This window comes from Acinetobacter sp. V110_1, assembly GCF_031798975.1.
Classification (GTDB): Bacteria; Pseudomonadota; Gammaproteobacteria; order Pseudomonadales; family Moraxellaceae; genus Acinetobacter; species Acinetobacter nosocomialis_A.
In genome coordinates, this window is record NZ_JAVQNN010000026.1 from 17,773 (window position 1) to 44,579 (window position 26,807).

General features: G+C 40.4%; 23 protein-coding genes. 12 read left to right on the top strand and 11 right to left on the bottom strand.

The window, feature by feature from the left end:
• The first annotated feature begins 531 nt into the window (after positions 1–531).
• Positions 532–948 carry an NF045616 family extracytoplasmic (lipo)protein gene (locus tag RMA95_RS17650; protein WP_032014965.1) on the top strand — a complete coding sequence of 139 codons (417 nt, stop codon included), beginning with the start codon at positions 532–534 and terminating at the stop codon, positions 946–948.
• Between the two features lie 53 nt (positions 949–1,001).
• Here RMA95_RS17650 and RMA95_RS10240 read toward each other — a convergent pair whose 3' ends face one another.
• The 4 genes from RMA95_RS10240 to RMA95_RS10255 all read right to left on the bottom strand — a co-directional run bounded on the left by RMA95_RS10240 (position 1,002) and on the right by RMA95_RS10255 (position 5,352).
• Positions 1,002–1,493 carry a flavin reductase gene (locus RMA95_RS10240; protein WP_032014964.1) on the bottom strand — a complete coding sequence of 164 codons (492 nt, stop codon included), beginning with the start codon at positions 1,491–1,493 and terminating at the stop codon, positions 1,002–1,004.
• 189 nt (positions 1,494–1,682) lie between these two features.
• Positions 1,683–2,726, bottom strand: a complete 1,044-nt coding sequence (locus RMA95_RS10245) for a methionine synthase (protein ID WP_311070346.1) — start codon at positions 2,724–2,726, stop codon at positions 1,683–1,685.
• 21 nt (positions 2,727–2,747) lie between these two features.
• The gene (locus RMA95_RS10250; RefSeq protein ID WP_000031350.1) at positions 2,748–3,734 is read right to left on the bottom strand and encodes a DUF1852 domain-containing protein; all 987 of its coding nucleotides are present in this window, start codon (positions 3,732–3,734) and stop codon (positions 2,748–2,750) included.
• A 592-nt stretch (positions 3,735–4,326) separates the two neighbouring features.
• On the bottom strand, positions 4,327–5,352 hold the full coding sequence (locus RMA95_RS10255) for a fatty acid desaturase (protein WP_311070363.1): 1,026 nt from the start codon (positions 5,350–5,352) through the stop codon (positions 4,327–4,329).
• A gap of 215 nt (positions 5,353–5,567) precedes the next feature.
• Here RMA95_RS10255 and RMA95_RS10260 point away from each other — a divergent pair, with 215 nt between their 5' ends.
• Entirely contained in the window at positions 5,568–6,575 is a 1,008-nt protein-coding gene (locus RMA95_RS10260) for an AraC family transcriptional regulator (protein WP_311070347.1), read from the top strand.
• A gap of 57 nt (positions 6,576–6,632) precedes the next feature.
• Here RMA95_RS10260 and RMA95_RS10265 read toward each other — a convergent pair whose 3' ends face one another.
• Together RMA95_RS10265 and RMA95_RS10270 are read right to left on the bottom strand one after the other, a co-directional pair.
• The gene (locus tag RMA95_RS10265; protein WP_311070348.1) at positions 6,633–8,000 is read right to left on the bottom strand and encodes an amidohydrolase; all 1,368 of its coding nucleotides are present in this window, start codon (positions 7,998–8,000) and stop codon (positions 6,633–6,635) included.
• A 33-nt stretch (positions 8,001–8,033) separates the two neighbouring features.
• Complete coding sequence (locus tag RMA95_RS10270; RefSeq protein ID WP_311070349.1) at positions 8,034–9,419, bottom strand: long-chain fatty acid transporter; 1,386 nt, start codon at positions 9,417–9,419, stop codon at positions 8,034–8,036.
• Between the two features lie 298 nt (positions 9,420–9,717).
• Here RMA95_RS10270 and RMA95_RS10275 point away from each other — a divergent pair, with 298 nt between their 5' ends.
• From RMA95_RS10275 to tcuB, 6 genes are all read left to right on the top strand, one after another.
• A complete protein-coding gene (locus RMA95_RS10275) occupies positions 9,718–10,647 on the top strand; it encodes a LysR family transcriptional regulator (protein WP_039254680.1) in 930 nt (309 codons plus the stop codon).
• A gap of 278 nt (positions 10,648–10,925) precedes the next feature.
• Positions 10,926–12,236 carry an MFS transporter gene (locus RMA95_RS10280; protein ID WP_311070350.1) on the top strand — a complete coding sequence of 437 codons (1,311 nt, stop codon included), beginning with the start codon at positions 10,926–10,928 and terminating at the stop codon, positions 12,234–12,236.
• A gap of 86 nt (positions 12,237–12,322) precedes the next feature.
• Positions 12,323–13,117, top strand: a complete 795-nt coding sequence (locus tag RMA95_RS10285; RefSeq protein WP_311070351.1) for a substrate-binding domain-containing protein — start codon at positions 12,323–12,325, stop codon at positions 13,115–13,117.
• Positions 13,118–13,248: 131 nt separating this feature from the next.
• Positions 13,249–14,178 (top strand): LysR substrate-binding domain-containing protein, encoded by a 930-nt coding sequence (locus RMA95_RS10290; protein ID WP_218657387.1) that lies wholly within the window; start codon positions 13,249–13,251, stop codon positions 14,176–14,178.
• A gap of 103 nt (positions 14,179–14,281) precedes the next feature.
• Positions 14,282–15,688, top strand: a complete 1,407-nt coding sequence (gene tcuA / locus RMA95_RS10295; protein WP_311070352.1) for an FAD-dependent tricarballylate dehydrogenase TcuA — start codon at positions 14,282–14,284, stop codon at positions 15,686–15,688.
• Entirely contained in the window at positions 15,678–16,811 is a 1,134-nt protein-coding gene (gene tcuB / locus RMA95_RS10300) for a tricarballylate utilization 4Fe-4S protein TcuB (protein ID WP_311070353.1), read from the top strand. Before tcuA ends, tcuB begins: the two co-directional genes overlap by 11 nt.
• A 77-nt stretch (positions 16,812–16,888) precedes the next feature.
• On the opposite strand, the gene RMA95_RS10305 is transcribed toward tcuB, so the two are convergent.
• Positions 16,889–17,422, bottom strand: coding sequence for an HPP family protein (locus tag RMA95_RS10305; RefSeq protein ID WP_311070354.1), 534 nt, complete (start codon positions 17,420–17,422; stop codon positions 16,889–16,891).
• Between the two features lie 97 nt (positions 17,423–17,519).
• Between RMA95_RS10305 and RMA95_RS10310 the strand changes: the two genes are divergently transcribed.
• Positions 17,520–18,068, top strand: coding sequence for a TetR/AcrR family transcriptional regulator (locus RMA95_RS10310; RefSeq protein ID WP_016166975.1), 549 nt, complete (start codon positions 17,520–17,522; stop codon positions 18,066–18,068).
• A gap of 14 nt (positions 18,069–18,082) precedes the next feature.
• Positions 18,083–18,742 (top strand): VOC family protein, encoded by a 660-nt coding sequence (locus RMA95_RS10315; RefSeq protein ID WP_311070355.1) that lies wholly within the window; start codon positions 18,083–18,085, stop codon positions 18,740–18,742.
• An 86-nt stretch (positions 18,743–18,828) separates the two neighbouring features.
• Here RMA95_RS10315 and RMA95_RS10320 read toward each other — a convergent pair whose 3' ends face one another.
• From RMA95_RS10320 to RMA95_RS10330, 3 genes are all read right to left on the bottom strand, one after another.
• On the bottom strand, positions 18,829–20,058 hold the full coding sequence (locus RMA95_RS10320) for a CaiB/BaiF CoA-transferase family protein (protein ID WP_311070356.1): 1,230 nt from the start codon (positions 20,056–20,058) through the stop codon (positions 18,829–18,831).
• A 51-nt stretch (positions 20,059–20,109) separates the two neighbouring features.
• The gene (locus tag RMA95_RS10325; protein ID WP_311070357.1) at positions 20,110–21,432 is read right to left on the bottom strand and encodes an MFS transporter; all 1,323 of its coding nucleotides are present in this window, start codon (positions 21,430–21,432) and stop codon (positions 20,110–20,112) included.
• A gap of 222 nt (positions 21,433–21,654) precedes the next feature.
• Positions 21,655–22,875, bottom strand: a complete 1,221-nt coding sequence (locus RMA95_RS10330) for an acyl-CoA dehydrogenase (RefSeq protein ID WP_004703641.1) — start codon at positions 22,873–22,875, stop codon at positions 21,655–21,657.
• A 245-nt stretch (positions 22,876–23,120) separates the two neighbouring features.
• Between RMA95_RS10330 and RMA95_RS10335 the strand changes: the two genes are divergently transcribed.
• Positions 23,121–24,068, top strand: a complete 948-nt coding sequence (locus RMA95_RS10335; protein WP_311070358.1) for a LysR substrate-binding domain-containing protein — start codon at positions 23,121–23,123, stop codon at positions 24,066–24,068.
• A 105-nt stretch (positions 24,069–24,173) separates the two neighbouring features.
• Here the strand turns inward: RMA95_RS10335 and RMA95_RS10340 are convergent, their stop codons facing one another.
• Positions 24,174–25,349 (bottom strand): zinc-binding dehydrogenase, encoded by a 1,176-nt coding sequence (locus tag RMA95_RS10340; protein ID WP_311070359.1) that lies wholly within the window; start codon positions 25,347–25,349, stop codon positions 24,174–24,176.
• 402 nt (positions 25,350–25,751) lie between these two features.
• On the opposite strand from RMA95_RS10340, the gene add reads away from it, so the two are divergent.
• Positions 25,752–26,747: an adenosine deaminase gene (add, locus tag RMA95_RS10345; RefSeq protein ID WP_311070360.1), complete on the top strand. Its 996-nt coding sequence runs from the start codon at positions 25,752–25,754 to the stop codon at positions 26,745–26,747.
• Positions 26,748–26,807: the final 60 nt, after the last annotated feature.

Here is a 26,807-nt window from a genome sequence, read left to right on the forward strand (position 1 = left end):
ACCTTAGGACGTTCAAGCTGCTGTAATTTTTTAAGCTGTGTTGTTATAACTTTTGGCACGGGGTGCCAAGAAATAATGGATGTGCATAGCCAACTCCTAATTATTGGAGTTCTACCAGAGCATTCATTTGGAATTATGGTGGCAGAACGAAAGGGGGTTAGCAGACTGGCTCAAGACCCAGCACACCCGAAGGTGTCCCCCTTCCGTCCTACCGCTACAAAAAGGGGGACGAGTGAGTCTACATCAAAAAAATGAATTTTTTCAATGTTCTTGAGCACGGTCTGCTAAAACCGGCTGGCAATGTGGCCAGCACGCAAAGCATAATCTGAGAGTTTAGATGTGTCAATGTCGCTTTTATGACAAGTATTTAAATTTCTTATTATTTTTCATTAGATTAACTTAATTATTATTTTAGATATTATATTCAATTGTATTTATTTATTTTTTAAAAAGAGCCAGATACGGTAAGCTAAACCTCATAAATTTTACTTTTTGATTTTGAATATTTTTTAAAACTTTACGAGAACATAAATGATAAGACTATCTTCAAAGTCCATTTTAATATTAACAACTGGGTGTTTGTTAAATGGCTGTAGCCAAGGCCCTCTTCCATTAGAGGTTACGCTACATCAGGATTATGTATGTGCCTTTACCAATAAACCTCCAAAAACCACTTATCCTGTTGATAATAGTTTTTTGATTTATATGGGAAAAATCGACAATAGAAACGCATATTCAAGTTCTTATGAGAAGTTTTACCCAAGCGGTCCGTTACCAATAGAAGAAAAGGATTGTGCAAAAATTCCTCTAAAAGAGTTTGAAAAGAATGTGGTTTATGACATTACTTTGGATACATATAAAATTTTTGATACACGTATTTGTGTAGTAGAACAGAACAATAAGCTAGAAATTCGAGAGCCTGAACTCGGTGAGACAACTTGTAAATAGAATTGTTTCTAGGCTCTCATTTCGCTATTACAGAAACAACAAAACGAGTGGGATTAGACAATCTCGGTCTGCCCCACTTGGTGATAAGCGCGATTAAAATAAACCAAACTTTGGTCATGCTGGCTTTGTTTAATCGCCACAATCGGACATATAAAAATCGTATGTGTGCCGACTTGTTGAATTTGTTCAATCTCGCAATCGAAACTGACCAACGCATCATCTAACACAGGTGAACCCGTTTCTAACTCAATCCATTCGCCATGTTTAAAGCGTTCTTCTGGTGTAAGTTTAGATGAAAATGCTTTTGAAATATGTTCGTGGTGTGCGCCTAAAACATTTACCGTTAAGATTTTATTATCTAGGAAATGTGCATGTGAACTCGCAGATTGGTTCATACAGACCAATAATGTCGGCGGTGTGTCGGTCACACTACAAACAGCAGAGGCAGTAAATCCAAAACGGCCAGACATGCCTGCCGTGGTCACAACGCTAACCGCACTTGTGAGTAAAGACATTGCATTTCTAAAGTCTGTTGCTTGAACCATGACATTATTCCTAAATTGAACCGTACCTTTTCCTGTGTGTTTTGCTATACCGCCCAACTCCATCAGGAAGGCACTGTATCGACATGAGTCCTGTTTAGAACTACATGTAATAAGTGAAATGAGGGTTACTGCTTTGATTATCAATAGCCATCAAAAAAGTAACCCTTTATACCATTGTATTGGTAAATATTAAGCAGTAAGTTCAAAACCCGTAAGTTCTCGGCGAACAATTTCTGCACCTGCAGTTAAAGCATTTAACTTGCCACGTGCTACTTCACGTGAAAGAGGCGCCATACCGCAGTTTGTGCAAGGGTAAAGCTTGTCAGAGTCTACAAACTGAAGTGCTTTACGCAGTGTGTTCGCCACTTCTTCTGGTGTTTCAATCTGGTTAGATGCGACATCAATTGCACCCACCATGACTTTTTTACCACGAATGAGTTCAAGCAAGTCGATTGGCACACGCGAGTTGTGACATTCTAACGAGATGATATCGATGTTAGAAGTTTGAAGTTTCGGGAAAGCTTCTTCGTACTGGCGCCATTCCGAACCGAGTGTCTTTTTCCAGTCAGTGTTGGCTTTAATACCGTAACCATAACAAATGTGCACCGCAGTTTCACATTTTAGACCTTCAATTGCACGTTCTAAAGTCGCAATACCCCAGTCATTTACTTCGTCAAAGAATACGTTAAATGCAGGTTCGTCAAACTGAATAATGTCTACACCAGCAGCTTCTAGCTCACGCGCTTCTTGGTTCAAGATTTTGGCAAATTCCCAAGCAAGCTTTTCACGGCTCTTGTAGTGACCATCATAAAGTGTATCAATCATCGTCATTGGGCCAGGTAATGCCCATTTAATAGGTTGATCAGTTTGCTGACGTAAGAACTTCGCATCTTCAACAAACACAGGCTTTTGACGAGACACCGCACCTACCACAGATGGTACGCTTGCATCGTAACGGTCACGAATACGAACAGTTTCGCGCTTCTCAAAATCTACGCCATTTAAGTGTTCAATAAACGTGGTCACAAAGTGTTGGCGAGTTTGTTCACCATCGCTCACAATGTCGATGCCCGCACGTTGTTGTTCATGCAAAGCTAAACGTAACGCGTCTTTTTTACCTTCAACTAAGCCTTCGTTTTCAAGTTTCCAAGGTGACCAAAGCTTTTCAGGTTCTGCAAGCCAAGACGGTTTTGGTAAGCTGCCAGCAGTTGAAGTTGGTAATAATTTTTTCATGATAAATGACCCGTATGTTGATTAATTAGGAGCGTAATTAGCAGACCACTGCTCAAGAATCGCTTGGTATGGTTTGATAAATTGCTCTTCAACAAACTTCCCCTGCTCTATAGCCAGACGGCTACGTTCTTCACGGTCATACACAATTCGAGTAAGTGAATAATCTTCGTGTTTCAAGCTTGGTTGATAAGATTTTCCAGCCACTGAATTTGCGTTGTAAATTTCAGGACGGTAAATCTTTTGGAAGGTTTCCATCGTACTAATGGTACTAATCAACTCAAGGTTGGTGTAATCACTCAACAAATCACCAGTAAAATAGAACGCTAACGGCGCAACGCTATTTGGCGGCATGAAGTAGCGAACTTTTAAGCCCATTTTTTGGAAATATTCATCGGTTAATGAATAGTCTTCTTGCTTATATTCAACACCTAAAACAGGATGTTCATTTTCAGTACGGTGGTACTCTTTAGTCGTCGAAACGCTTAGGCAAATCACAGGCGCCTTTTTAAAGTTGGCTTTATAAGTTTCAGAGTTAATAAAGCTCTTAAACAAGTTACCGTGCAATTCACCAAACTTTTCTGGCGTGCTAAAAGTTGACTTGTTTTTGTTGTGATCTAACAACAACACACTAAAGTCATAGTCACGTACATAAGACGAGAAGTTGTTGCCTACAATACCTTCGATGCGTTCATTGGTCTTTTTATCAACAATATTGGTTTTCAATATTTCGATGAGAGGAAGCCCACTAGTACGGTTTTCGGCATCAATGTTCATTTCAACTGAAATGATTTCAAGTTCAACGCCATAGCGGTCGCCTTTAGGGTTGTCCCAATGAGCTAAGGCATTGAAACGATTGTCGATCATCTGCAATGTATTGCGCAAATTCTCTTCGCGGCTCATCCCTCTTGCCAAATTAGCAAAGTTGGTTGTAATACGTGTATTGTCTGCTGGACGATAGTTCTCATCGAAACAAATACTCTTAATCGTAAATGTAAATTCTTTACTCATTGTGATCAGTACCCTAATTTCTGAGATAAAACCTAAATAAAAACTTTTTGCTCTTTTTAAACTTTCCAGACTTGTCAGTTTTGTGCCTTATGGTCTTATCAAAAGTGAATTACTGGAGCGCTTCAGAGCATGGATAGATTTATACCGCAATCAGAACATGAATAAAAATGATTTAGTCTCATTCAAAACTGAGTAAAATTCATGTTTAGGGTTTAATAAATAAGTAGGAAGTTAAATATTTTTCATCTTCGGGAGTTTTAGACAGCACAAACGAGACATACGTCGCTCTCGTTTTAATTCCTGCATTTTCTATAATTTATAATTATTTTCAAATATTTAAACCATTTATCTTTAAATAAAACTGCTCAACCTAAAGTAATTTATGTTGAATCTCTCTCATCTCTGCTTTTAGCCATTCTAAAAATATGGTGGTAATTGGTTCAATTTTATGTGTCTTAGGCGTGATTTTACTTTTTACTAAGTTTCAGTAGAGCCGTTTAATTTTTAAGAAACTCTATAGTGAAGTTATGGTTAATGGACTGAGTGCTTCGTACAGAACTCAGTCCATTTGAGTGAGATAAAAAGCTATGTTTTAACTTTTTGACTCAGATAAATTATTTACGTTCCAACGGTTTGCTCTTTTAAAAGTACCAACATCGTTAAACCGCACTCCCATATCACGCATGACTTTATGGGCAACTGGTGCGGTCATTTGGCGAATGTAGAATGGTTCTTTCACCACAAAATGATGGATGGCATGTGTTGAACCAAAGTTAAAGCAAAACAATTGGAACGGCATCATCCACCACGGCGTTAATACTTGAGTTTGTTGAATGACATTACCCAGTTCGACATCGCCGTAGTAATGCATATTGCTTGTCACAAAATGCAAGCAAAAGGTACGCAGCACATTCGGTGCAATCCAAACAACGGTCAAAATATTAATCACATGCATAATATTTAAAGTGGTAACTGACCAAGCAATCGGTGCATTCACCCAACCTGCAACAGCATCTACTGCATGAAAACCTAAAAAGATATACCACAACGACCAGTGAATAATCCCTAGTGGAAAATAAGCCATAAATGCACGTTTAAAAATTACTTTTCTAACCGTCCAATTGCTTGCAGAAATAATACGGAACAAGACCGCCAAGCCGTTATCACCAATCGCGATGAGTCGACGTATGCTCCACTGCTCGCCATTGGTTAAAGCTCTTTCTTCTAAATCAACTTCGGTGCCTGAGTTTTTATGATGGTTAAAATGCAGCTCACGACGTTTCCACGGGTTAATGGTACTTGGTCGAGCTAACCAGACTAAGCCCATCATTAAATGATGTGCCCATGGTTTCTTTCTAAAATACATCCAGTGAATGAGGTCATGCTCTAACTCATGGGTGAGCGATGCAAAAAAAGCAATAATCGGAATTGCAAACCAAGCTGAAAGTTGATGATTTATATAGAGCACGGCAGTCGCTATCATGCCGACCAAAGATATAAATAGAATCATCGCCCCAATGGCATTTTGATGGTTCAAAATAGGATGGCGTTTGCGTAAAGCCACGCCTTCTGCTGTCACTACTTTTTTAATATGTTCGGTTTTTTCGCTATCGGTCATTCCGGCAGGATTTTTATAAATATAGGTCATCCGTTATTCCTCAGTTTTTCATGCCCCTACTTTATTTAGATCGCCCTAAGTGTGCTTAGCTCGAAACGCCAATCTATTGGCTATGGATGCCAAAATAAAAAGATTCAAAATAAACAAAAGATTTTTTAGTTTTGAATCTTTTATACTGTTCCGAGGAATATGAATCACAAGTTATAGGACATAACATGCCACAGACAGCAACGGCACTGGCTAGCTGGGTGAAAGCGATTCAAAAAGCGCTCGAAAAAGCCGGTGTTGATAGTCAACCTTTATTAGAACAAGCAGGTTTAGATATTCAGGCTCTGAGTAATCCTGATGCACGATATTCATTAAAACAAACAGCAAATTTATGGAAATTAGCAGTTCAGAAAACTCAAGATTCATGTTTTGGCCTTAGAGTTGCCAGCCAAGTCAATCAAAATACTTTTCATGTGTTAGGGCATTCACTGATTACTAGCACCACCCTAAAAGAGATGTTTCTAAGAATTATTCGTTATTTTCGTGTGGTTACGGATATTCCAGAGCTAGAGTTTTATGGGCAAGGAAATAACCATTATTTCGTTATTCATGTTCCCGACGAAGTTCAGCCCGAATCAATAGATGCCTTTATTTCTGTTTTTATTCGTTCAAGTCGTGCTTTACAAGGCTCTGTTTTTTCGCCATTACGCATTGAACTTAGACGTTCAGAACCTGAAGATTTAGAAACATTCCAGAGTATTTTAAAAGCTCCGATTGTTTTTAATGCACCCAAAGATATGATTGTGTTTGATACGGCAACGATAGAACAACCACTAGAAGGTGCAAATCCGACTCTCACTCAAGAATATGATGAAATTATTAATCGTTATCTGGCACGGCTCGATAAAGAAAATATATTGGCACGAGTGAAAGTAAAATTAATTGAAAAATTATCTACAGGTGATTTTCAACAACAAGATGTTGCGAAAAGTCTGGGCTTAAGCATACGGAGTCTGCAACGCAAACTTTCTGCCGAAAACACCTCTTATAGTGAGTTACTTGATCAGACTCGGCATGAGCTCGCCTTATCGTATATTAAAAACTCAAGCCATAATATTACTGAGATTGCTTATATTCTTGGCTTTACCGATGTAAGTAGTTTTACCCGCGCGTTTCGCCGCTGGACCGATTTATCACCAATCCATTATCGAGAAAAATATCTGGCTTGCTCTTAACTTTTAAAAACTTAGAAAAAAAAGATGCATGTAAGTGCATCTTTTTTTATGAGTAACTTATTTTTTAGTAAGTAGTTCTAGCATCGAAACTGTAGTGACTTTGGCACCAACTGGTAAAGCTTTTAAATCAACAATGTAGTTTGGACTATGTGGAATATAAGGTACAGGTTTGCCTTGCTTGACTGCATTTGCAAACACAACTGGGTCTGCCACACCAATAAACATAAAGTTAAAAGGAATGTCTTTTTGGTCGCCTAACAAATGATGAACATCTTCTGATCCCATAACAGCTGGATACTCAGTTAGAACATGTTTATCTCCTAATAATGCTTTTAAAGGCCCATTTAAACGTGCCGAAAATTCTTTATTGTTAACTACAGGTGTGCTCGAACCTTTAAACGTAAAGGTAGGTAATTGATCTTTACCCATCCCCTGCATTTGGGCCGCACCTTCACTCATAGACTTAATATTATTTAGCATGGTTTCACGCACTTTTGGATCAAACCAGCGCAAATTCATTTTGACTAATGCCGTAGAAGGAATCACGTTATTCGAGTTTCCAGCCTGAATTGAGCCTATCGATAACACTGCCGCTTGTTGCGGATCAACTGCGTTACCCATAATGGTTTGATATTGAGTCACTGCGTTTGCAGCCATGCTAATCGGGTTCTTGGTGAGCATTGGTAATGAGCCATGCCCACCCACACCTTTAAATAAAACATCAAGCTGGTCGGTTCCCGCCATACGTGGTCCCGGTGCATTGATGACCACGCCCACAGGTGCAGGTGTGGTATGCATGGCAAAGAAATAATCAGGTTTTGGTAAGTTATATTTTGTCCATAAGCCATCGGTCACCATAGCTTTTGCACCTGTGATCGGCTCTTCGGCAGGTTGCGCGACTAAAATAATAGTTCCGCTCCATTCCTTTTTTAAAGCCACTAATGTTTTTGCCATGCTGAGCATCCATGTCACATGTGCATCATGACCGCACATATGTGCTACAGGTGTTTCAGTTCCATCATCGAGTTTTACGCGTACTTTACTCGCATATGGTAGACCAGTCGCTTCTTCAACAGTATTGGCATCCATATCGGCACGGTACATGACCGTTGGCCCTTCACCATTTTTTAAAATACCAACTACGCCTGTCTTGGCTATTCCGGTTTTAACGTCAAAACCCAGTGACTTAAGTTCTTTGGCCACAATGGCAGAAGTACGCGTTTCCATAAACCCAAGTTCAGGGTGTTCATGAATGTCTTTATAGACCTTACTTAACCATTCTGTTTGGCCATCAATAATAGTTAACGCTTTTTGCGAAACCGCTGGCAAAGTTGTTGGACTTGCTTCCGCATGAAGGAGAGTTCCATAACCTGCAATGAAAGTCGATAATCCTAAAAATAGGCTGTTTTTAATGATTTTATTCATGTAATTAAAACCTTATAAATGACTGATTTAATTTTAAAATTTATATCCAATTTTTAAGCCATAGCTGACTGAGTGGTTATCCTTAAACTCACCTACATAATAGTCACTACCCGCCTGTGCGCCAAGCTGAGCTTTTGCATCGCCTAACCAGTAATACTTCACACCACCAGAAATAAAGTATTGCGATGTCGGGCTATATTGAGCACCCAAGCCCAAGTTGTAATATCCCTTAGTTGGGCCACCCGTTGAGACTTTATCTCCTGCTCCTGAGTCCCATCCAACTGACACAGAACCTAACCATTTTGGCGAAAAGCGTTGTCCTAAACCCAAATTTAAAGACCATTGGTCATCATAATAACGAACCAAATTAAAACCTTCCGGACGGCTTGGCGTTGATAGTACGCCAACAACTTTTGAGATCTCACCGAAGCGATAAGGCTGTAGAGCGAGGTCACTCCAATTTACCCAGCGTAAACTACCAAACAGTAACGTTCCCTGACGAAGTCCTGTCTGGAACTCCAAATTCACTGAATCAGGAGATTTAAATTTTGTTGTACCTGTATCTTCTTGTTCTGGCAAATTAGCAATAATCTGATTTAAGTAAGCTTTCTTTTGTGGAGTCATCTGACCAATAGAAATCATGTAGTCTAGATGCTGATTAACTAAATCACGACCTTGTTGAGTGCTTAACATCTCAATGAGTGGGGCATTTTCAGTCGCGTTTACTTTATGGGTAATGGCTGAACGGTAGGTTAATGAGACTTTCACAGCTTTTTCTGGAATCTGGTAGGCAAGCCCTGCTAACCATCCCAAGTCACCTACAGTTTTGGTGTGAAAGTCATAGCCGTTATAAAGACTAAATACATTACCCCTTAATTCAACCTGACTTTTAAAGGTTTGATAGACTGGCCCCGCATAAAGATTCCAGTTTTTTGTGGGTTGATATCCCAAAATAAAGCTTAAATTTTGTATATCAAATTCTGATTTTGCATTTCCTGTAGGAGCCTGACCAGAAGTAGCATTAGCAAGCCCTGCTGTTGTAATGCCGGGTAACATAACTGTGTCTTTTGGCGTTGCAACAAAGCCATTTAGGCCTGAATATTCCGTGTCGGCACCAAATGGTTGATCGTAAAGCAGGCCAAATGAATACTGCGGTGCTAACTGTAGTTTTAACGCTGCGGTAGGTCGATAATCGGTGTTGGCGATATCTGAAATTGAATGATGTGAAGGGTTGGTACCCGACTCTACACCACTTAAATCGGCATCTGTTATTCCTAAACTTGCTTCAAAATAGTTGCCCGGTTGTAAAAATGCCGCTACAGACTGCCCTGTTTTATCAAATGCAGCAGCATGTAATGTGCTTGTGCAAATCGATGCTATTCCTAAGATAAATATTTTTTTATTCACAACAAAATTCATAGATCCATCCTGGATATTTTTTTATTTTGATTCCTCACTTTATGTAGATTTGAACGATTATGCTTAGCTCAAAACGCCAATAATTTGACCGTAGATGCCATATTGAAAAGTTATAGTTTGTGTAGCTACAACATGCATATTATTTTTCAATCACCCTAAAAACGATTGTTCTTTTAAAATGAGAAGTTATTTTTTTAAGAACTTTTTGCCTGTATTGCTGTTAATATTAAAACGCATGATAGATTTCCCAATCCTTCATATCTCTATAAATCAAGGATGATGAGCGAATACATTTATTATGGAAATCAAGCAAATAAAGTATTTTTTGACGGTCGTTGAATCGGGCAGTATTGGAAAAGCTGCCCAAAAACTCGATGTGGGTGCATCGGCAATTAGTCAGCAAATTAGTAAGCTCGAGCAAGAGTTAAGCATTCGCTTATTACAGCGTAATGCTTTTGGTGTGACCCCAACCCCTGCTGGCCTTGCCTTTTTAAAGCACTCTCAACTTATTTTGCGTCAAGTGAACTTCGCCATAGATGCTGCACATTCAGCACGGCTTTCAGGTCATGTCAGCCTTGGTTTTCCACCGACCATTACGGCTTTAATTGGCATCCCTTTAATGAAACTAATGTCTGAACGTTATCCAGATATTCGTTTAGAGATTGTGGAAACCCTGTCGGGGAACCTGATTCAGTCGATTAATTCGCGTCAGCTTGATATTGCCATTATTTTTACCAATGAGATTGATAAGCAGTGGTCTATACAGCCCTTGGTGCGTGAGCAAATGTATTTAATGGCGCGAAAAGAAGTGCTCGAAAAATACGGTCTAGCCGATTGCATTAAAAGCGGCATTATTCAGTCGCAGCAAATTGGCGATATTCCGTTAGTGTTGCCACGTCAGCGTCATAGCTTACGAAAACTGCTTGAACACAAGATTGGACAGCTTAATGTTGTCTATGAAATTGATGGCTTACACTTACTTATGGACAGTCTGATTCACCTTGACCTTGCCAGTGTTCGTCCCGGAAGTGCTTGCTTGCAAGAGTACAAACATAAGCTGCAATTGCTTAAGGTGATTGACCCAGAAGTGGAAAGAATTAACTACTTAGTGAGCCTTGCCGAAGAGGAATTATCACCCGCTGCACTTGCTGCCAAGTCAGCCATTAAGGCATGTGTGAAAGAGTTGATTCAAAACCAAATTTGGCCATGTTCTGAAATTATTGTTTAAAGGGTCATTAATTTTTCTAAATACCTAATTAATTTTCGCCTCTCACTCCTCCCTGCTTTTTAAGATTACATTTTTATACGAATGATAAGTGGTTTTCTGTTTATCGAAATATAGATGTGTAGTTTTAACTGGAAACAAGGCATCACATTTTCTACCAAGGACACCTTTAAATCTCATCTCTAACCCATTTCCTATTTAGGTTTATTGATTGAATCAATTTACGTCCAAACTTTGAAGATCGTGAATGTTTCCATTTTGTCAGGCCAAGGAGGTCTCCAATGGATGTCGTTAATAACCGTAGGGCTACTTTTAAAAAAATATTAAATGTAACGAGTGGCAACTTTTTAGAACAGTACGATTTTTTTCTTTTTGGTTTCTATGCTACTTATATCGCAGCAAAATTTTTCCACTCTGAAAATGAATATGTCTCGTTAATGATGACATTTACCGTATTTGCTGCGGGCTTTCTTATGCGTCCTCTCGGCGCTATTTTCTTGGGTGCTTATGTCGATAGAATTGGTCGTCGTAAGGGTTTGATTGTGACTTTGAGCCTCATGGCTATTGGTACGATCTTAATTACCTTTGTACCAGGTTATGACACCATTGGTATTATGGCCCCAATTTTGGTGGTGATTGGGCGTCTGTTACAGGGCTTCTCGGCAGGTGTTGAATCTGGCGGTGTGTCTATTTACCTTGCAGAAATTGCAACCGATAAAAACCGTGGTTTTATCACAAGCTGGCAGTCTGGTAGTCAACAAATTGCGGTGGTGTTTGCTGCGTTATTTGGTTATTGGCTCAACACCGTTTTAACTCATGCACAAGTGAGTGAATGGGGCTGGCGTATTCCATTCTTAGTTGGTTGTTTGATCATTCCTTTAATCTTCTTATTCCGTCGTACTTTAGAGGAAACTGAAGCATTTAAAGCACAAAAAACTCACCCATCAACAAAAGAAATTTTCAGCACACTGGCGAGCAACTGGCGCATTGTACTTGCAGGTATGATGATGAGTGCCATGACCACAACCACGTTCTATTTCATTACGGTTTACACCACAGTATATGCAAAACGTACTTTAGAAATGTCAGTCACAGACAGCCTTTTAGCAACCGTGTTTGTAGGTTTATCGAATTTCTTCTGGTTACCAATGGGTGGCTTGCTTTCAGACAAAATTGGTCGCCGTCCAGTGTTAGTCGGTATTACGACTCTTGCGATCTTTACCAGCTATCCAGTTTTAAGCTGGTTGGTGAGCGACATTAGTTTTTCAAACTTACTGATCACGCTTGCTTACTTCTCGTTCTTCTTTGGTATGTACAACGGGACTATGGTGGCAACACTTGCCGAAGTAATGCCGAAACGTGTTCGTACCGTTGGCTTCTCTTTAGCGTTTAGTCTTGCAGCCGCTATTTTTGGTGGTATGACGCCAATGGCATGTACTTACCTTGTGGAAAACACAGGCAATGCAAGCACACCAGCGTACTGGCTCATGCTTGCTGCGGTATGTAGTCTCATCTCAAGTTTATATCTATGTCGCGGTTCTAAGCAGAACAAATCTGACGCGATTGCTGAACCTGCAAAGGTTAGCGCTTAAAACAACTCCTTAACCTGAAATTTTAATGAACAGTACGGCGCATGTTGCAGCCGTACTGTGCTCTCCTGTCATTAAAGTGAGATACTATGAAAAAGTCCCCTATCTTCATGACCATTTGCCTAGCTGGTGCAGGCTTAGGCTCAACCCTTGCTAACGCAGATACCCTCGAAGTGATTAGCTCAGGCGGTTTCTATTCATCTATGGAAAAACTCATTCCAATATTTGAAAAGCAAACTGGTCACACAGTTCACCTTTCGTCTGGTTCATCTATGGGTGCATCACCAACTGCAATTCCAAATCGACTCGATCGTGGTGAACGTTTTGATGTGGTGGTGTTGGCTGCTCCTGAACTGAACAAGCTTGCAGAAAAAGGTTATGTAGACCCAAGTTCACAAAGTGCTTTAGTCAATTCAAGCATTGGCATGGCTGTACCTAAAGGTGCACCAAAACCAGATATTAGCTCTGCGGCAAAATTCGAAAAAGTTTTATTAAATGCTAAGCACATAGGCTATTCAGCAAGTGCGAGCGGTACGCATCTTGAAAAAGATGTTTTCCCAAGCTTCCCACCTGTCGAATACAAAGTGATTTCTGGTAAAGCAGAAAAAGTGGTAGGTGACCGCGTTGCAAAGCGTATTGCTGAAGGTCAGTTTGATATTGGTTTCCAACAAATTAGCGAAATCAAACCTTTTACTGGTCAATATGGTCAAGTTGATTTAGTCGGTCCAATTCCTGCGCCTTATCAGAAAGTCACCGTGTTTGCAGCGGGCATTGGTAAAAACTCGCAACATGAAAAAGTCGCAAAAGAACTTATTCAATTTGTGAAATCGCCTCAAGCGACACAAATTATTGAAGAACAGGGTCTTGAGCAGGTTAAACAATAAAAGCTCTAAAAGGCAACATTTTGAGAGGGTGTTGCCTTTACTCTTTAGGGGGTTTACGCAGCGTAATAGAACAAAATGTATAGCGATAAACCAGTGTAGAATAATGAACAAAGGACAATGTAGTATTTGCCGTGGAACTCAAACAATTAAAGTATTTTATTGCAGTGATCGAGTCTGGAAGCTTGGGTAAAGCTGCAAAAAATCTCGATATTGGAACTTCTGCATTAAGTCAGCAAATCTCAAAATTAGAAAGCGAGCTTTCTATTCGCCTTTTACAACGTACTGCTTTGGGTACGGTTCCCACCCCTGCGGGTTTAGCTTTTTTTCAACAGGTTCAACTGGCGCTTAGACACTTAGACCATGCTGTAGATTCTGCACATTCTTCGCGTTTAAGTGGTCATGTTACCGTCGGTTTTTCGCCAAGTGTCGCATCGGTTATAGGCACGCACTTTTTAAAACTCATGAGAAACCGCTACCCCGACATTAAAGTCCGTTTAATTGAAGGGTTATCGGGTGACCTCAAGGCATTAGTTAATGCAAGGCAGCTCGATGTCGCGATCATCTTTAGTGACGATGTCGACCCACAGTGGGCCATACAACCTTTAGTCAAAGAACAGATGTTTTTAATCTCGCCTAAAGAAGTGCTGAGTCAGTACCATCTTGAAAGCTGTATCGACACTCAAACCATTAATCATTCACAGCTTAAAGAACTTCCGCTGATTTTACCGAGCCAACGACATGGGCTGCGCTTGTTGCTCGAACAGAAAATTCATCAGCTTAAAGTGGCCTATGAAATTGATGGGCTGCATTTGTTAATGGAAAGCATTAGCCAACTCGAAATGGCAACCATCCAACCTGCGGGTGCCTCATTAAACTCAAGGCAAGATCTGTGTTTGCTACGCGTTGTAGAACCTGCCATTGAGCGTATTAACTATTTAATTAGTCTCTCTGAAGAAGAGCTCTCACCCGCTACCTTAGCCACCAAAGTGGTGATTCGTGCTTGTGTGACCAACCTAATTAATGAAAAACGCTGGCCTGGTGCGAAACTCATAAACACTTAAGCGCTTAGTGTTTATTTTTACTAAACACCCATTCAAGCTTAGCCTCTCACTTCACCTTCCCTTTTAAAGCTACATTAGTCCTAGCTGAGAAAGGGAGAAATCCATGCATGATGTAATTGTGATTGGTGGTGGGAATGCCGCACTGTGTGCCGCGCTCACGGCAAAAGAAAGTGGTGCGTCTGTGCTTGTCATAGAAGCAGCACCTAAAGAATGGCGTGGTGGTAACTCACAACACACTCGTAACCTCCGTTGCATGCATGATGCTCCTCAAGATGTATTGGTTGATGCCTACCCCGAAGAAGAATATTGGCAAGACCTACTTAAAGTGACTGCGGGCAAAACCAATGAGCACTTAGCCCGACTGGTCATTCGGAGCACGGCAACCTGCCGCGACTGGATGCGTAAACATGGTGTGAATTTTCAGCCGCCGCTATCGGGTGCTTTGCATGTTGCACGTACTAATGCTTTTTTTATGGGCGGCGGTAAAGCCCTCATTAATGCGTATTACCGTAGTGCCCAAGAACTTGGTATTGAGATTTTATACAACACAAAAATTAAAGATCTAAAGTTAAACCAAGGACATTTTGAAGCTGCAATTGCGGAAGATGGCCGTGTGTTTAAAGCGAAAAGCTGTGTATTGGCCGCAGGTGGTTTTGAGTCAAATCTGGAATGGTTAAGAGAAGCATGGGGACAAAATGAAAACGGCGAATGGCCTGCCGATAATTTCATTATTCGCGGAACCCGCTTTAATCAAGGTAACTTGCTCAAATTTATGATAGATCAAGGCGCCGATATTATTGGTGACCCATCACAATCGCACTGTGTGGCCGTAGATGCACGCGCACCGTTATATGACGGCGGCATCTGCACCCGTATTGACTGCGTTTCATTAGGTATTGTGGTCAATAACAAAGCCGAACGTTTTTACGATGAAGGCGAAGACTTCTGGCCAAAACGTTATGCGATTTGGGGCCGCCTTGTTGCCAAACAACCTCAGCAAATCGCCTATTCGATTATCGACTCAAAAGCCATTGGTCGCTTTATGCCGCCTGTGTTTGCGGGTGTGAAAGCAAATAGCATTCAAGAACTGGCCGAAAAAATCGGACTTGATGCAAAAACCTTATGCCACACCGTAGAAGAATTTAACCAAGCTTGTGTGCACGGCACCTTTAACCACACGGTTTTAGACGACTGCACCACCGAAAATATTGTTCCCAACAAAACCCACTGGGCCGTTCCTCTCGATCGCCCACCATTCTATGCCTATGCGCTTAAACCCGGCATTACCTTTACCTATTTAGGCTTAAAAGTCGAAGACGATGCTGCTGTACGTTTTAACAATAAGCCAAGCCGCAACCTGTTTGTCGCAGGCGAAATGATGGCAGGTAACGTACTTGGTCAGGGTTATACCGCAGGCGTTGGTATGTCGATTGGCACGACCTTTGGACGCATTGCCGGAAAAAATGCAGCCCACTATGCACTTTCACAAGGAGTTGAACATGAATGCTAGTACTAAAGCCCTAATTCCAGTTGTTCAGCTCTCTGACCATGAGCAGGAAGTTCAAAGAGCCCTACAGATTTGTAATGCTTGTCGCTACTGTGAGTCATTTTGTGCTGTATTTGCGGCGATGACCAAGCGTCTTGAGTTTAATCAAGCCGATATTCATTACCTCGCAAACCTGTGCCATAACTGTGGTGCATGTTTACATGCTTGCCAATATGCCCCGCCGCATGAGTTTGGTGTAAACATTCCAAAAGCGATGGCACAAGTACGTTTGGAAACTTACCAAGAGTTTGCGACGCCTCAACCTTTAGGTCGACTTTATAAGTCTGTCGGGATTCCTTTTGTCTCAGCATTATCAGCTATTTTCTTTTTATGCATGTTAGCTGTGGTGTGGTACAAAGGCACCGACTTGTTTACAGGCTATCAAGGTAATTTCTATGCGATTTTCCCACATAACTTTTTAGCGCTACTGTTTGGAGCGACCTTTACCGTTGCGATTGTTCTGCTCGGCATTGGGATTAGTAAATTCTGGCGACAGACGTCTAAAGTTATTCACGGCAAAGTTGAGAAACCAGACCTAGTTCAAGCCACTCAAAATGTATTAACACTTAAATATTTAGACGGTGGACATGGTAAAGGCTGTAATGAGCAAGATGACCGTTACACACAAATCCGCCGTGTGTTCCATCACCTGACGTTTTATGGCTTTATGCTTTGCTTTGCAGCCACAGGTGTAGCGACTTTATATCACTATTTCCTTAACCTGCATGCGCCTTACCCTATCTTTAGCTTGCCTGTTATTTTGGGTACGTTGGGTGGGTTTGGCTTAGTGATTGGACCATCTGGCTTGCTTTATTTAAACCTTAAACGTCATCCATTGCATGGTGACCGCGAGCAGAAACCTGTAGATCGAGGCTTTATTTTCCTTTTAATTTTAGTCAGTGCTTCAGGCTTAGTTCTTATGGCATTTCGCAATACTCCTTACATGGCACTTTTACTGATTTTCCATTTAGCCACGGTCATGACCTTCTTTATTACCATGCCATTTGGAAAGTTCGCACACGGTTTTTACCGCAGTGCTTCTTTACTCAAATTTGCCATCGAAGAACGTATGTCTAAGAAGTCATAATTTCATTCAAAAGTATTCACTATCTTGGCGTAGTGAATACTTTCATTTTTTTAAGCTCAAAATACTTCATAGCTTCCCTACTTTTTACTATTTAAAATTCCCAAGCCATACATCGGCCACTTGGTACTCGCTTTAATATTATTAATCAGCATCGCCACCAAAACTAGAGACACTGCACCCACCAAAACAGGGAAAATTAAGAAACTCCACTGGTAATGTATGCTGCTCGCAGTGAGCAAAATAACCAAAGGGTTGGCCCCAGCAGGTGGATGAACGCATTTAAACACTTGCATGAGCGCAATGGCACAACCTAATGACAAAGCAATTGTAAAAATAGAAACACCAACAAATTTTAGAAAAAACAAACCGACAAAAGCCGAAATAAGATGTCCAAATATAATATTTCTCGGCTGCGCCAAAGGTGACTGCGACACGGTATAGAGCAATACACAGGTCGCACCAAACGGCGCCATGATAAAGATATTGTGTGTGAACTTACTCAACCACAGAAGTATAAAAATACTGAGCGTCCCCCCAATAAGACTTCTTAAAATATCAACTTTACTGGGCGATGGAGCCAGTTTTTCTTTGCCATAAAAGATCGAGAACATGTTTTTTTCCTCAAACAAAAATTTGCTTTTTAAAAAGCATATAGATAAAATTTCAAATAGTACAGATCTGTACTATTTTATTTTTTGGAAAAGACACATGTCAAAATCTGCCTTAAAAATATTAGATACAGCCGAGAAGTTATTTAATGAAAATAGTTTTGTCGGGGTTGGCGTTGACTTGATTCGCGATGAATCTGGCTGCTCTAAAACAACCATGTACACGTACTATAAAAATAAAAATCAACTGGTTAAGTCTGTACTCGTTGCTCGTGATGAACGGTTTAAGCAAAGCCTTTTGGGCTATGTGGGAGATGCAACAGGGTTGGAAGCCATCAATAAAATTCTGGATTGGCACACCAATTGGTTTAGACAAGATTTTTTTAAAGGCTGTTTATTTGTAAGAGCGGTCGCTGAATCTAACCAAGATGATCAAGACATTATTTCTATTTCTAAAGCCCATAAACAATGGATTAAAGTACTGATTGCGGAAAACTGCAATATACCAAATGGTGAAGCTTTATCTGAGCTGATCTATACGGTGATTGAAGGCTTAATTAGCCGCTTTTTAGTCGATGGTTTCGATGAAATACTTGCGATAAACATGAAAAATTCTATTAATCAATTATTTAATATTCATCAACATTAGTATGAGAACTTAAAATGGAAGTGGACCATATTTTTATTTGTGTACAATCAGGCGCTCCCGAAGCTGAAACTTTAAAAAAATTCGGTCTAACAGAAGGTTCATCCAATAAGCACCCGGGTCAAGGTACAGAAAACAGACGCTTTTTCTTTAAAAATAGCTTTATCGAATTAATCTTTTTAAATAACCCAGAAGAAGCCTCAAGTGATCTCACAAAACCGACTCTGCTTTTTGAGCGACTAAGTACTCAAAATAATATCGCGTCCCCTTTTGGTATTTGTTTTCGCCCTAAAAATAAAGATGATAACGGTGCAAAATTTCCTAATTGGGTGTACAAGCCAAGCTATTTACCAGCCAGCTTAGAAGTAAATGTTGCCAAAGATTCTGTGGTATCTGAACCGATGTGGTTCTTCATTTCATTTGCTTCACGACCGGACCTTGCCGCAAAAGAAAAACAACAGCCACTTGTGCATAGCAAAGATTTATCAGAAATCACCGCAATTAAGGTTTCTATTCCAAACCTTGAAAAGCACCCTACTTCATTGCTGTTCAATTCGCTTGATGATTTTGAAGTGACTGATGGATCAGAGCATTTAATGGAAATTAGTTTTGATCATGAACCTCAAGGAATGATTCATGATTTCAGACCAGAACTGCCGCTTATTTTTAAATATTAAAACGCTTACTTTTTAATAAAAAAAACTGTGATTTATTGCAAATCACAGTTTTTATTTAAATTGAATCACATTAAAAAAGTAACAGCTTAAGCAATTTTTCCATCAATAATGCCCTTCTCTTTTAACGTAGCCAGCTCTTCTGCCGTTTTAAATTTCGATAAGATTTGAGCGGTATGTTCACCAAGCTCTGGTGGTGCATGATGATATTCAACTGGAGTATCAGATAGCTTGATTGGTGAGCCAATCGTTTGGAAGTTTTCATTTAAACGATGAGGAATATTCACCACCAAATTACGATGCACGATTTGTGGTTCAGCCAAAGCATCTTCAATAGAGTTGATAACACCTACGGGCACTTTAAGCGAATGAATCTTATCAACCCATTCTTTAGCAGTTTTCTGCAAAAAGTGCTCCGACAATAAAGGAATTAGTTCATTTCGATATTTGACGCGGTCTTGGTTGCGCACAAATTTTTCATTTTCGAGTAACTCTGGATAACCAATCGCAACACACAAATCTTTAAACTGTTTGTCGTTACCGCAAGCAATAATAAATTCTTTATCTTTAGCCTTAAAAGTTTGATATGGCACAATGCTTGGGTGTTGATTGCCCATGCGCTGCGGGGCTTTACCTGAAGCTAAATAGTTCATTCCCTGATTTGCCAGTGCTGCGACTTGTACATCAAGTAAGGACATATCAATATATTGACCACGCCCTGTGTGCGACCGTGCAATCAAGGCAGCTTGAATGGCAATGGTAGAATACAATCCAGTTTGAATATCTACAACAGCCACGCCAACTTTTTGCGCACCACCGCCTGCCACATCATCAGGTTCACCGGTAATGCTCATCAGACCTGACATACCCTGAATAATAAAATCATAACCGGGTTCTTCTGCACGTGGGCCATCTTGTCCAAAACCAGTAATCGAGCAATAAACAATATTTGGGTTTAACTCACTTAATGACGCGTAGTCCAAACCATATTTAGACAAAGACCCTGTCTTATAATTTTCAATGACTACATCCGCAGTCTTGGCAATTTCATAAATTAAGGCCTGACCTTCGGGTGTGGTAATGTCTACAGCAACAGAATATTTATTGCGGTTGGTACACTGGAAATAACCAGATTCACGGGTCATGTTTCCATCTTGGTCGGGCATCCATGGTGGGCCCCACATACGGGTGTCATCACCGACTCGAGGACGTTCAATTTTAATCACTTCCGCGCCAAGGTCTGCCAAGATTTGCCCACACCATGGCCCCGCAAGTACACGACTTAAATCTAAAACCCGAATTCCTTGTAATGCACCCATAACGATACCCTTATCTTTTTAGAAGGTGCTAATGCACCTCCCTGTCATTGTTTATGATTGTCTTTGTGGATCGTACTGACGATCTTTAATAAATAAGCCTGGCAATACACCCGCAACAAAATACGCAGCACCCATCACAATAAAGGCCATGGTAAACGTACCGCCCGACGCTAAGAAACCAATGGTGGCTGGTGCAATCGCAGCCCCGACACGACCAATGTTATAAGCACCGCCAATAGCTGTTCCGCGTACATCAGTTGAAAAACTTTCAGCCATATAAGTTGCGTTCACACCGTATGGAATGCCATATAAGAAGCCAAAGGTGATTAATAAATACAAAATATTGTCAGGGGTATTAAAGAAAATAATGATTGGCAAAAACACGGCGCTCGCAATTGTTCCAAATACAAAGACAGCACGGCGGTTAAATTTGTCTGCAAGATAGCCCGCTAAAATTTTGCCTAGAATCATTGCTGTATATGAACCCACCATATAACTGGTTAAGTTTTTAAAGTTCATATGCACTTCTGTTTCTAAATAACTTGGCATCCAGTTGTTAATGCCGTAATAGCCAAACTGCAAGAAGAATGCTGTGGTCATCCACAACAAAAACATTTTACGGTGCTTAAAGTTATTAAAAATTTGCTTATAAATACTGCCACTTTTCGGCGTTTCAGCCACGACCATTTCTTTAGGTTGTCTTTTTCCTTGTAAGCTTTCAATTTTGGTGAGCTGCCAAGATTTTGGCTCTGGCACAAATCGTTGTAGGAAAATATTAACGAAAGCAGGTACTACAGTCAGGAAGAATAAAACACGCCAGCCATGATCTGGAATAATTGCCCCTGCTAATAGCGTCGCAGCAATATAACCTACGGTTTGTCCCGTCTGTAATGTGCCCAAGACCGTTGTACGGTAAGTGGTGGGTACATATTCAGCCATTAAGGTATTACAGGCCATATACAGTGCTCCGATTCCTAAAGCACCAATAAAACGTAAGGCCATAAATTGCTCGAAGCTTTGCGTAAAGCCCAATAAACAGGTCGCTACAGAAAAGAAAGTCACTGAGTTAGCAATGGTTCTTACACGGCCAAACTTGTCACATGCCCAACCACCTAAAATACCGCCAATACCCATACCTGCTAAAGAAGCACTACCTAAGGCACCTGCTTGAAAGGTACTTAAACCAAACTCTGCCTTTAAACTAGTCAAGCTATAAGACAGCAGCATAATATCAATGCCATCGACCACCATCGCAAAATAGGCAAATAACAACGCCCATTTCCATGTATGAGGTCCAATCTTTTCATATGTTCCAAGGTTACTTGGAAATGTAGTTCTTAACTCTTTCGATATTACTTGAACGTCATTGTTCATCTTTAGTTCCTCATTTTCCCAAATGAGTCATCGGTAGCTTACTTATGTTTCCTGTATGACTTAATCTTGTATATTTTCATCATCTTACATTTAGTTTTAAGTACACAGAGGCACATCTTTACATGAGTATCCTTACGATGAATCTTGTCATTATCCATAAATTTTTGCGTAAAAATCCCTAAAGGCGTTCTCGAAAGAACACCTCTATTTTTTAAAAATGAATTAGTTACTAAATGCGGCAATGCCTGTTTGCGCACGACCTAAAATCAAAGCATGAACGTCATGTGTACCTTCGTAGGTATTTACGACTTCAAGGTTAACCAAATGGCGTGCCACACCAAACTCGTCACTAATACCGTTTCCACCCATCATGTCACGCGCCATACGAGCAATATCAAGTGCTTTCCCACAGTTGTTACGCTTAATTAGAGATGTGCCTTCAACTGACGCAATACCTTCATCTTTCATACGACCAAAACGTAACGCCACTTGCAAACCCAACGCAATTTCAGTTTGCATATCTGCCAGTTTCTTTTGAATCAATTGATTTGCAGCTAACGGGCGACCAAATTGTTTGCGGTCCATGGTGTATTGATGTGCAGTATGCCAACAGAATTCAGCAGCACCCATTGCACCCCATGCAATGCCATAACGGGCGCTATTTAGACAGGTAAATGGGCCTTTTAAACCTCGAATTTCAGGGAATGCATTCTCTTCAGGTACAAATACGTTATCCATTACAATTTCACCTGTAATCGAGGCACGTAAACCGACCTTGCCATGAATGGCAGGCGCAGATAAACCTTCCCAGCCCTTTTCTAAAATGAAGCCTCGAATATCACCGACATTGCCTTCAGCAGAAACTTCTTTTGCCCAGACCACAAATACATCGGCAATTGGACTATTGGTAATCCACATTTTTGCGCCACTTAAACGGTAACCACCGTCAACTTTTTTAGCACGAGTAATCATACTGCCCGGGTCTGAACCATGATCAGGCTCGGTCAAACCAAAACAGCCAATGTATTCACCCGTAGCTAGTTTAGGTAAGTACTTCTGCTTTTGCTCTTCGGTACCAAATTCATGAATCGGAACCATCACTAGTGAACTTTGCACACTCGCCATAGAGCGGTAACCCGAATCGACATATTCAATTTCACGTGCAACCAAGCCATAACTCACATAGTTCAAACCCGCGCCGCCATATTGCTCAGGAATAGTTGGGCCCAGTAAGCCAAGCTCTCCCATTTCACGAAAAATAGATGGGTCTGTTTTTTCATGACGGAATTGTTCAAGTACACGGGGTTGCAGGCGTTCTTGGCAATAGGCATGAGCCGCATCACGAATCATGCGCTCATCTGGGCTAAGCTGTTGTTCAATTAAAAATGGGTCTTGCCAGTTAAATTGAACTTTTGCTTTTTTTGTTGTCACCATGTGATTCATCGCATCCTCTGCTTAATTTGATCTTCTTTATTTAACTCGATGTTATGCGTGAAAAATGCAGTAATCAAACGATAAATGTTCATGCAGATATGCGACTTACGCATATTTAAAATAAGAGACATTAAATTTAGATATTTAATTCGTTGTATTTCATTAAAAGTGGCTTATTTTTATACTAAACTTTGATATCTGCATTTAAGTCATATGCCATTTTGAAATATGACGACAAATAAAAGGATTTATTTATGCGAAGAAGTATCCCGTCCATTCAGGGCCTGATTTGCTTTGAAAGTGCAGCAAAACATTTAAGTTATACCTATGCTGCTCAAGAGTTATGTATTACCCAAAGTGCAGTTTCTCGCCAAATTCAACAATTAGAAGATTTCTTGGGTATTGAACTTTTTATACGTACTCGGCATGGTGTTGAACTCACCATTGCAGGTCAGCAGTATTTTAAAAGTATTAAGCCTTACTTATTAGGTTTAGAGAAATGTACGGCCGATGTGATTTCTCATAAAGGTTTAGGTGGAACATTAAAGTTAGGTGTGGTTCCTACCTTTGCAACGCGCTGGCTGTTACCTAAACTTCATCTTTTAAATCAAAAACACCCTGAAATTACAGTTCACTTAGAAACTAGTACCAAACCTTTTTTATTTAACGACAATATTTTTGACGCTGCCATTTTTGCAGGTACTCAGCAGCAAATTGACCACTGGCCCGGCATACAAGCGCATTATTTAATGGATGAAGAAATTGTACCTGTATGCTCACCAAGGCTAATCGAAAAGTATTTTCCAGATGCTGTGATGATTAACGAAAATACCTATGATTTAAGCCCTGAAGATTTGCTAAAAATTCCCCTACTACAACAAACCACTCGGCCTAGCATTTGGCAAGAATGGTTTCTAACTCATCAGATGCAGCACCCTAAACCTTTTGATGGACAGCGCCATGAGTTATTTTCGATGCTTGCCGTTGCTGCCAGTCATGACATGGGAATGGCTTTAATTCCACAAATGTTGATTGAGTCTGAACTACAAAAAAAAGAACTGGTGATTGTTTCCAATAAAAAATTAAAAGGTAGCCGAAAGTATTACCTTATTCATTCGAGCCAAGACATCTCACCGACTATTCAAAAATTTGTTGAGTGGATTTACCAAGAACTAGAACAACTAAAGACCAATACGCATTAGCTCAGCAGCTTTGATTTGTGCCACATATTGCGATCTATAAAAATAAAAAAAGATTGTGATTAGTGAGATCACAACCTTTTTAGTTGAGCATAAATGACTTTGAAATTAATGACTCATTAATTGAATATCTGAACCGCTACGTTTTGGGTCAATCAAGATTTTGGCATGCTGTTCAGGATCACGTAACGCTTCAAATGCATTAGTTACACCTTCTAGGCCAACAACACCCGTAATGAGCGGTGAACAGTTCACTTTACCTTCTGCAATCATGTGTAGCGCATCTCGAAACTCAAGCGGTGTATAGCCCAACACGAACTGAATTTCTAACTCTTTATTAATTGCAAGTGCGGGTTCGATTTTGTCACTTTGCATGCACACGCCCACCCCAACAATTCGGGAAAACAGAGGTGCACCTTCAATAATTTGCTGTAAAACACCCGGTACGCCCACACATTCAAAAATAACAGGACGTTTTGGCAGAGCACCCAACTTATCAATCATGCGCCATCCGTGCCACCATGGTAAGCGTGTCGCTTGTAACTTATCAAACAGCCCCATGCCCATGTTAATCGCATCGGAAACATTGCCAAGCAAACCAAACTCTTTCCAGTTGGCAAATGGCGATGTCTCTTTAGGGTCTACCACAATATCCGCACCACATTGCTCGGCAAGCTTACGGCGGTTTGGTGAAAAGTCGCTGGCAACTACAGTTTTAACCCCAGCTGCTTTAAGCATTAATATGACACCTAGCCCGACAGGACCACAGCCAATCACAATCGCAGGTTCACCAGTTTTCACACGGCTACGGCGAACAGCATGTAATGCAACCGCCATAGGTTCAGTCATGGCGGCACTATCTGCATCTAGACCATTCGGTACTTCAAACATCAAGCTCGTCTGAGCCAGTACTTGCTCTGCATAGCCACCAGATGCATTTGGAGAAAGCCCTGTAGATAAATAACCATGCTGATCTACATTTAAAAGCGGCATTGCGCAAACGAGTGTATCGGCTTTAAATTTATGACGTGTTTTTGGGCCGTAGTCTAAAACCTTGCCACAAAACTCATGTCCCAATACAAACGAATCTGTAGACTTGGCTAAACCATTAAACCCGACACGTGCAGCCAGATCATGCATGTGGTCGCAGTGATGCTGCATATGCAAATCAGAGCCACAGATCCCACATCGCACCACTTCCAATAAAACCTGTCCTTTAGCAGGGGTTAATTTTGGTTGGTCCACCACTTGTAGTTTTGCTTGATGACAAAGTACCGACTTCATTTGAGTGCTTCCTATTTCTTCTTTTTCATTTACTTGCCAGAAATAGATTTCTACAGATAAATTAATCGCTTTATCAGTTTGGTCTTTAGCAAGCCTTTATTCATCTTTACAAGTAAAAGCCAAAATACCAATGACCATTCTTCAGCCAATCCACTCTTGAAGAGTCAACAAAAAATAGGCTCAGCGAAATTAAAAACAATAAAAATCTTGGTGCTCGTATCTTACACAGACTGCGTTGTCTTCTTAGGCCAGAACAATGTCATCAAAATTAAAACTTATACAAATATAGTAAGTTCAAAAAACTCAACTCAACGCTTTTCACAAAAACATAGCAAATCCAAACTTTTATCAGCGCAACTAAACAGGCATGATGAATTAATAACAACAGATAAGAAGAAATTTATGATTACTAAAACGCTTCCACTTACAGATATACACCGCCACCTTGATGGCAACATCCGCATTCAAACCATTTTAGACTTGGGGCAACAATACAATTTAGATTTACCTGCTTACGACATTGAATCTTTACGACCCCACGTACAAGTGATGGATAACCAACCAGACTTATTAAGTTTTTTATCTAAGCTCGATTGGGGTGTAAAAGTATTAGCGAGCCTAGATGCCTGCAAACGTATTGCTTTTGAAAACATGCAAGATGCAGCACAGCAAGGCCTAGACTATGTAGAGCTGCGTTTTTCCCCGGGTTATATGGGAATGACACATCAACTCCCGCTCGAAGGTGTTGTTGAAGCTGTGATTGCTGGCGTAAAAGAGGGTAATCAGGTGTACGGGGTAAAAGCGAATTTAATTGGCATTATGAGTCGTACTTTTGGTCAAGAAGCCTGCGAAAAAGAATTAAATGCCCTGCTTGCCCATAAAAATGATATTAAAGCGTTGGATCTTGCTGGAGATGAGCTTGGTTTTCCGGGCAATTTATTTATTAATCACTTTAAAAAAGCACGTGATGCAGGTTGGCATATTACCGTACATGCAGGCGAAGCTGCTGGCCCAGAAAGTATTTGGCAAGCCATTGAAGAATTAGGTGCCGAACGGATTGGACATGGTGTTAAAGCAGTTCAAGATTTAAAACTTCTAGATTATTTGGCTAAACACCAGATTGGGATTGAATCTTGCCTGACTTCGAACATTCAAACCAACACAGTGCCTTCTTTAGCAGAGCATCCATTAAAGACTTTTTTAGAACATGGAGTGCTTGCTACCATTAATACGGATGACCCAGCAGTAGAAGGCATTGAGATACAGCATGAATATTTAACTGCTGCCCCTTTAGCTGGTTTAAGCCCTGAGCAAATTTATACAGCTCAAGAAAATGGACTTAAAATCGCATTTTTATCAGAACAAGAAAAAGATGAGTTAAAACAGAAATATCAATAACAGAGAACAGAGAACAGAGAACAGAGAACAGAGAACAGAGAACAGAGAACAGAGAACAGA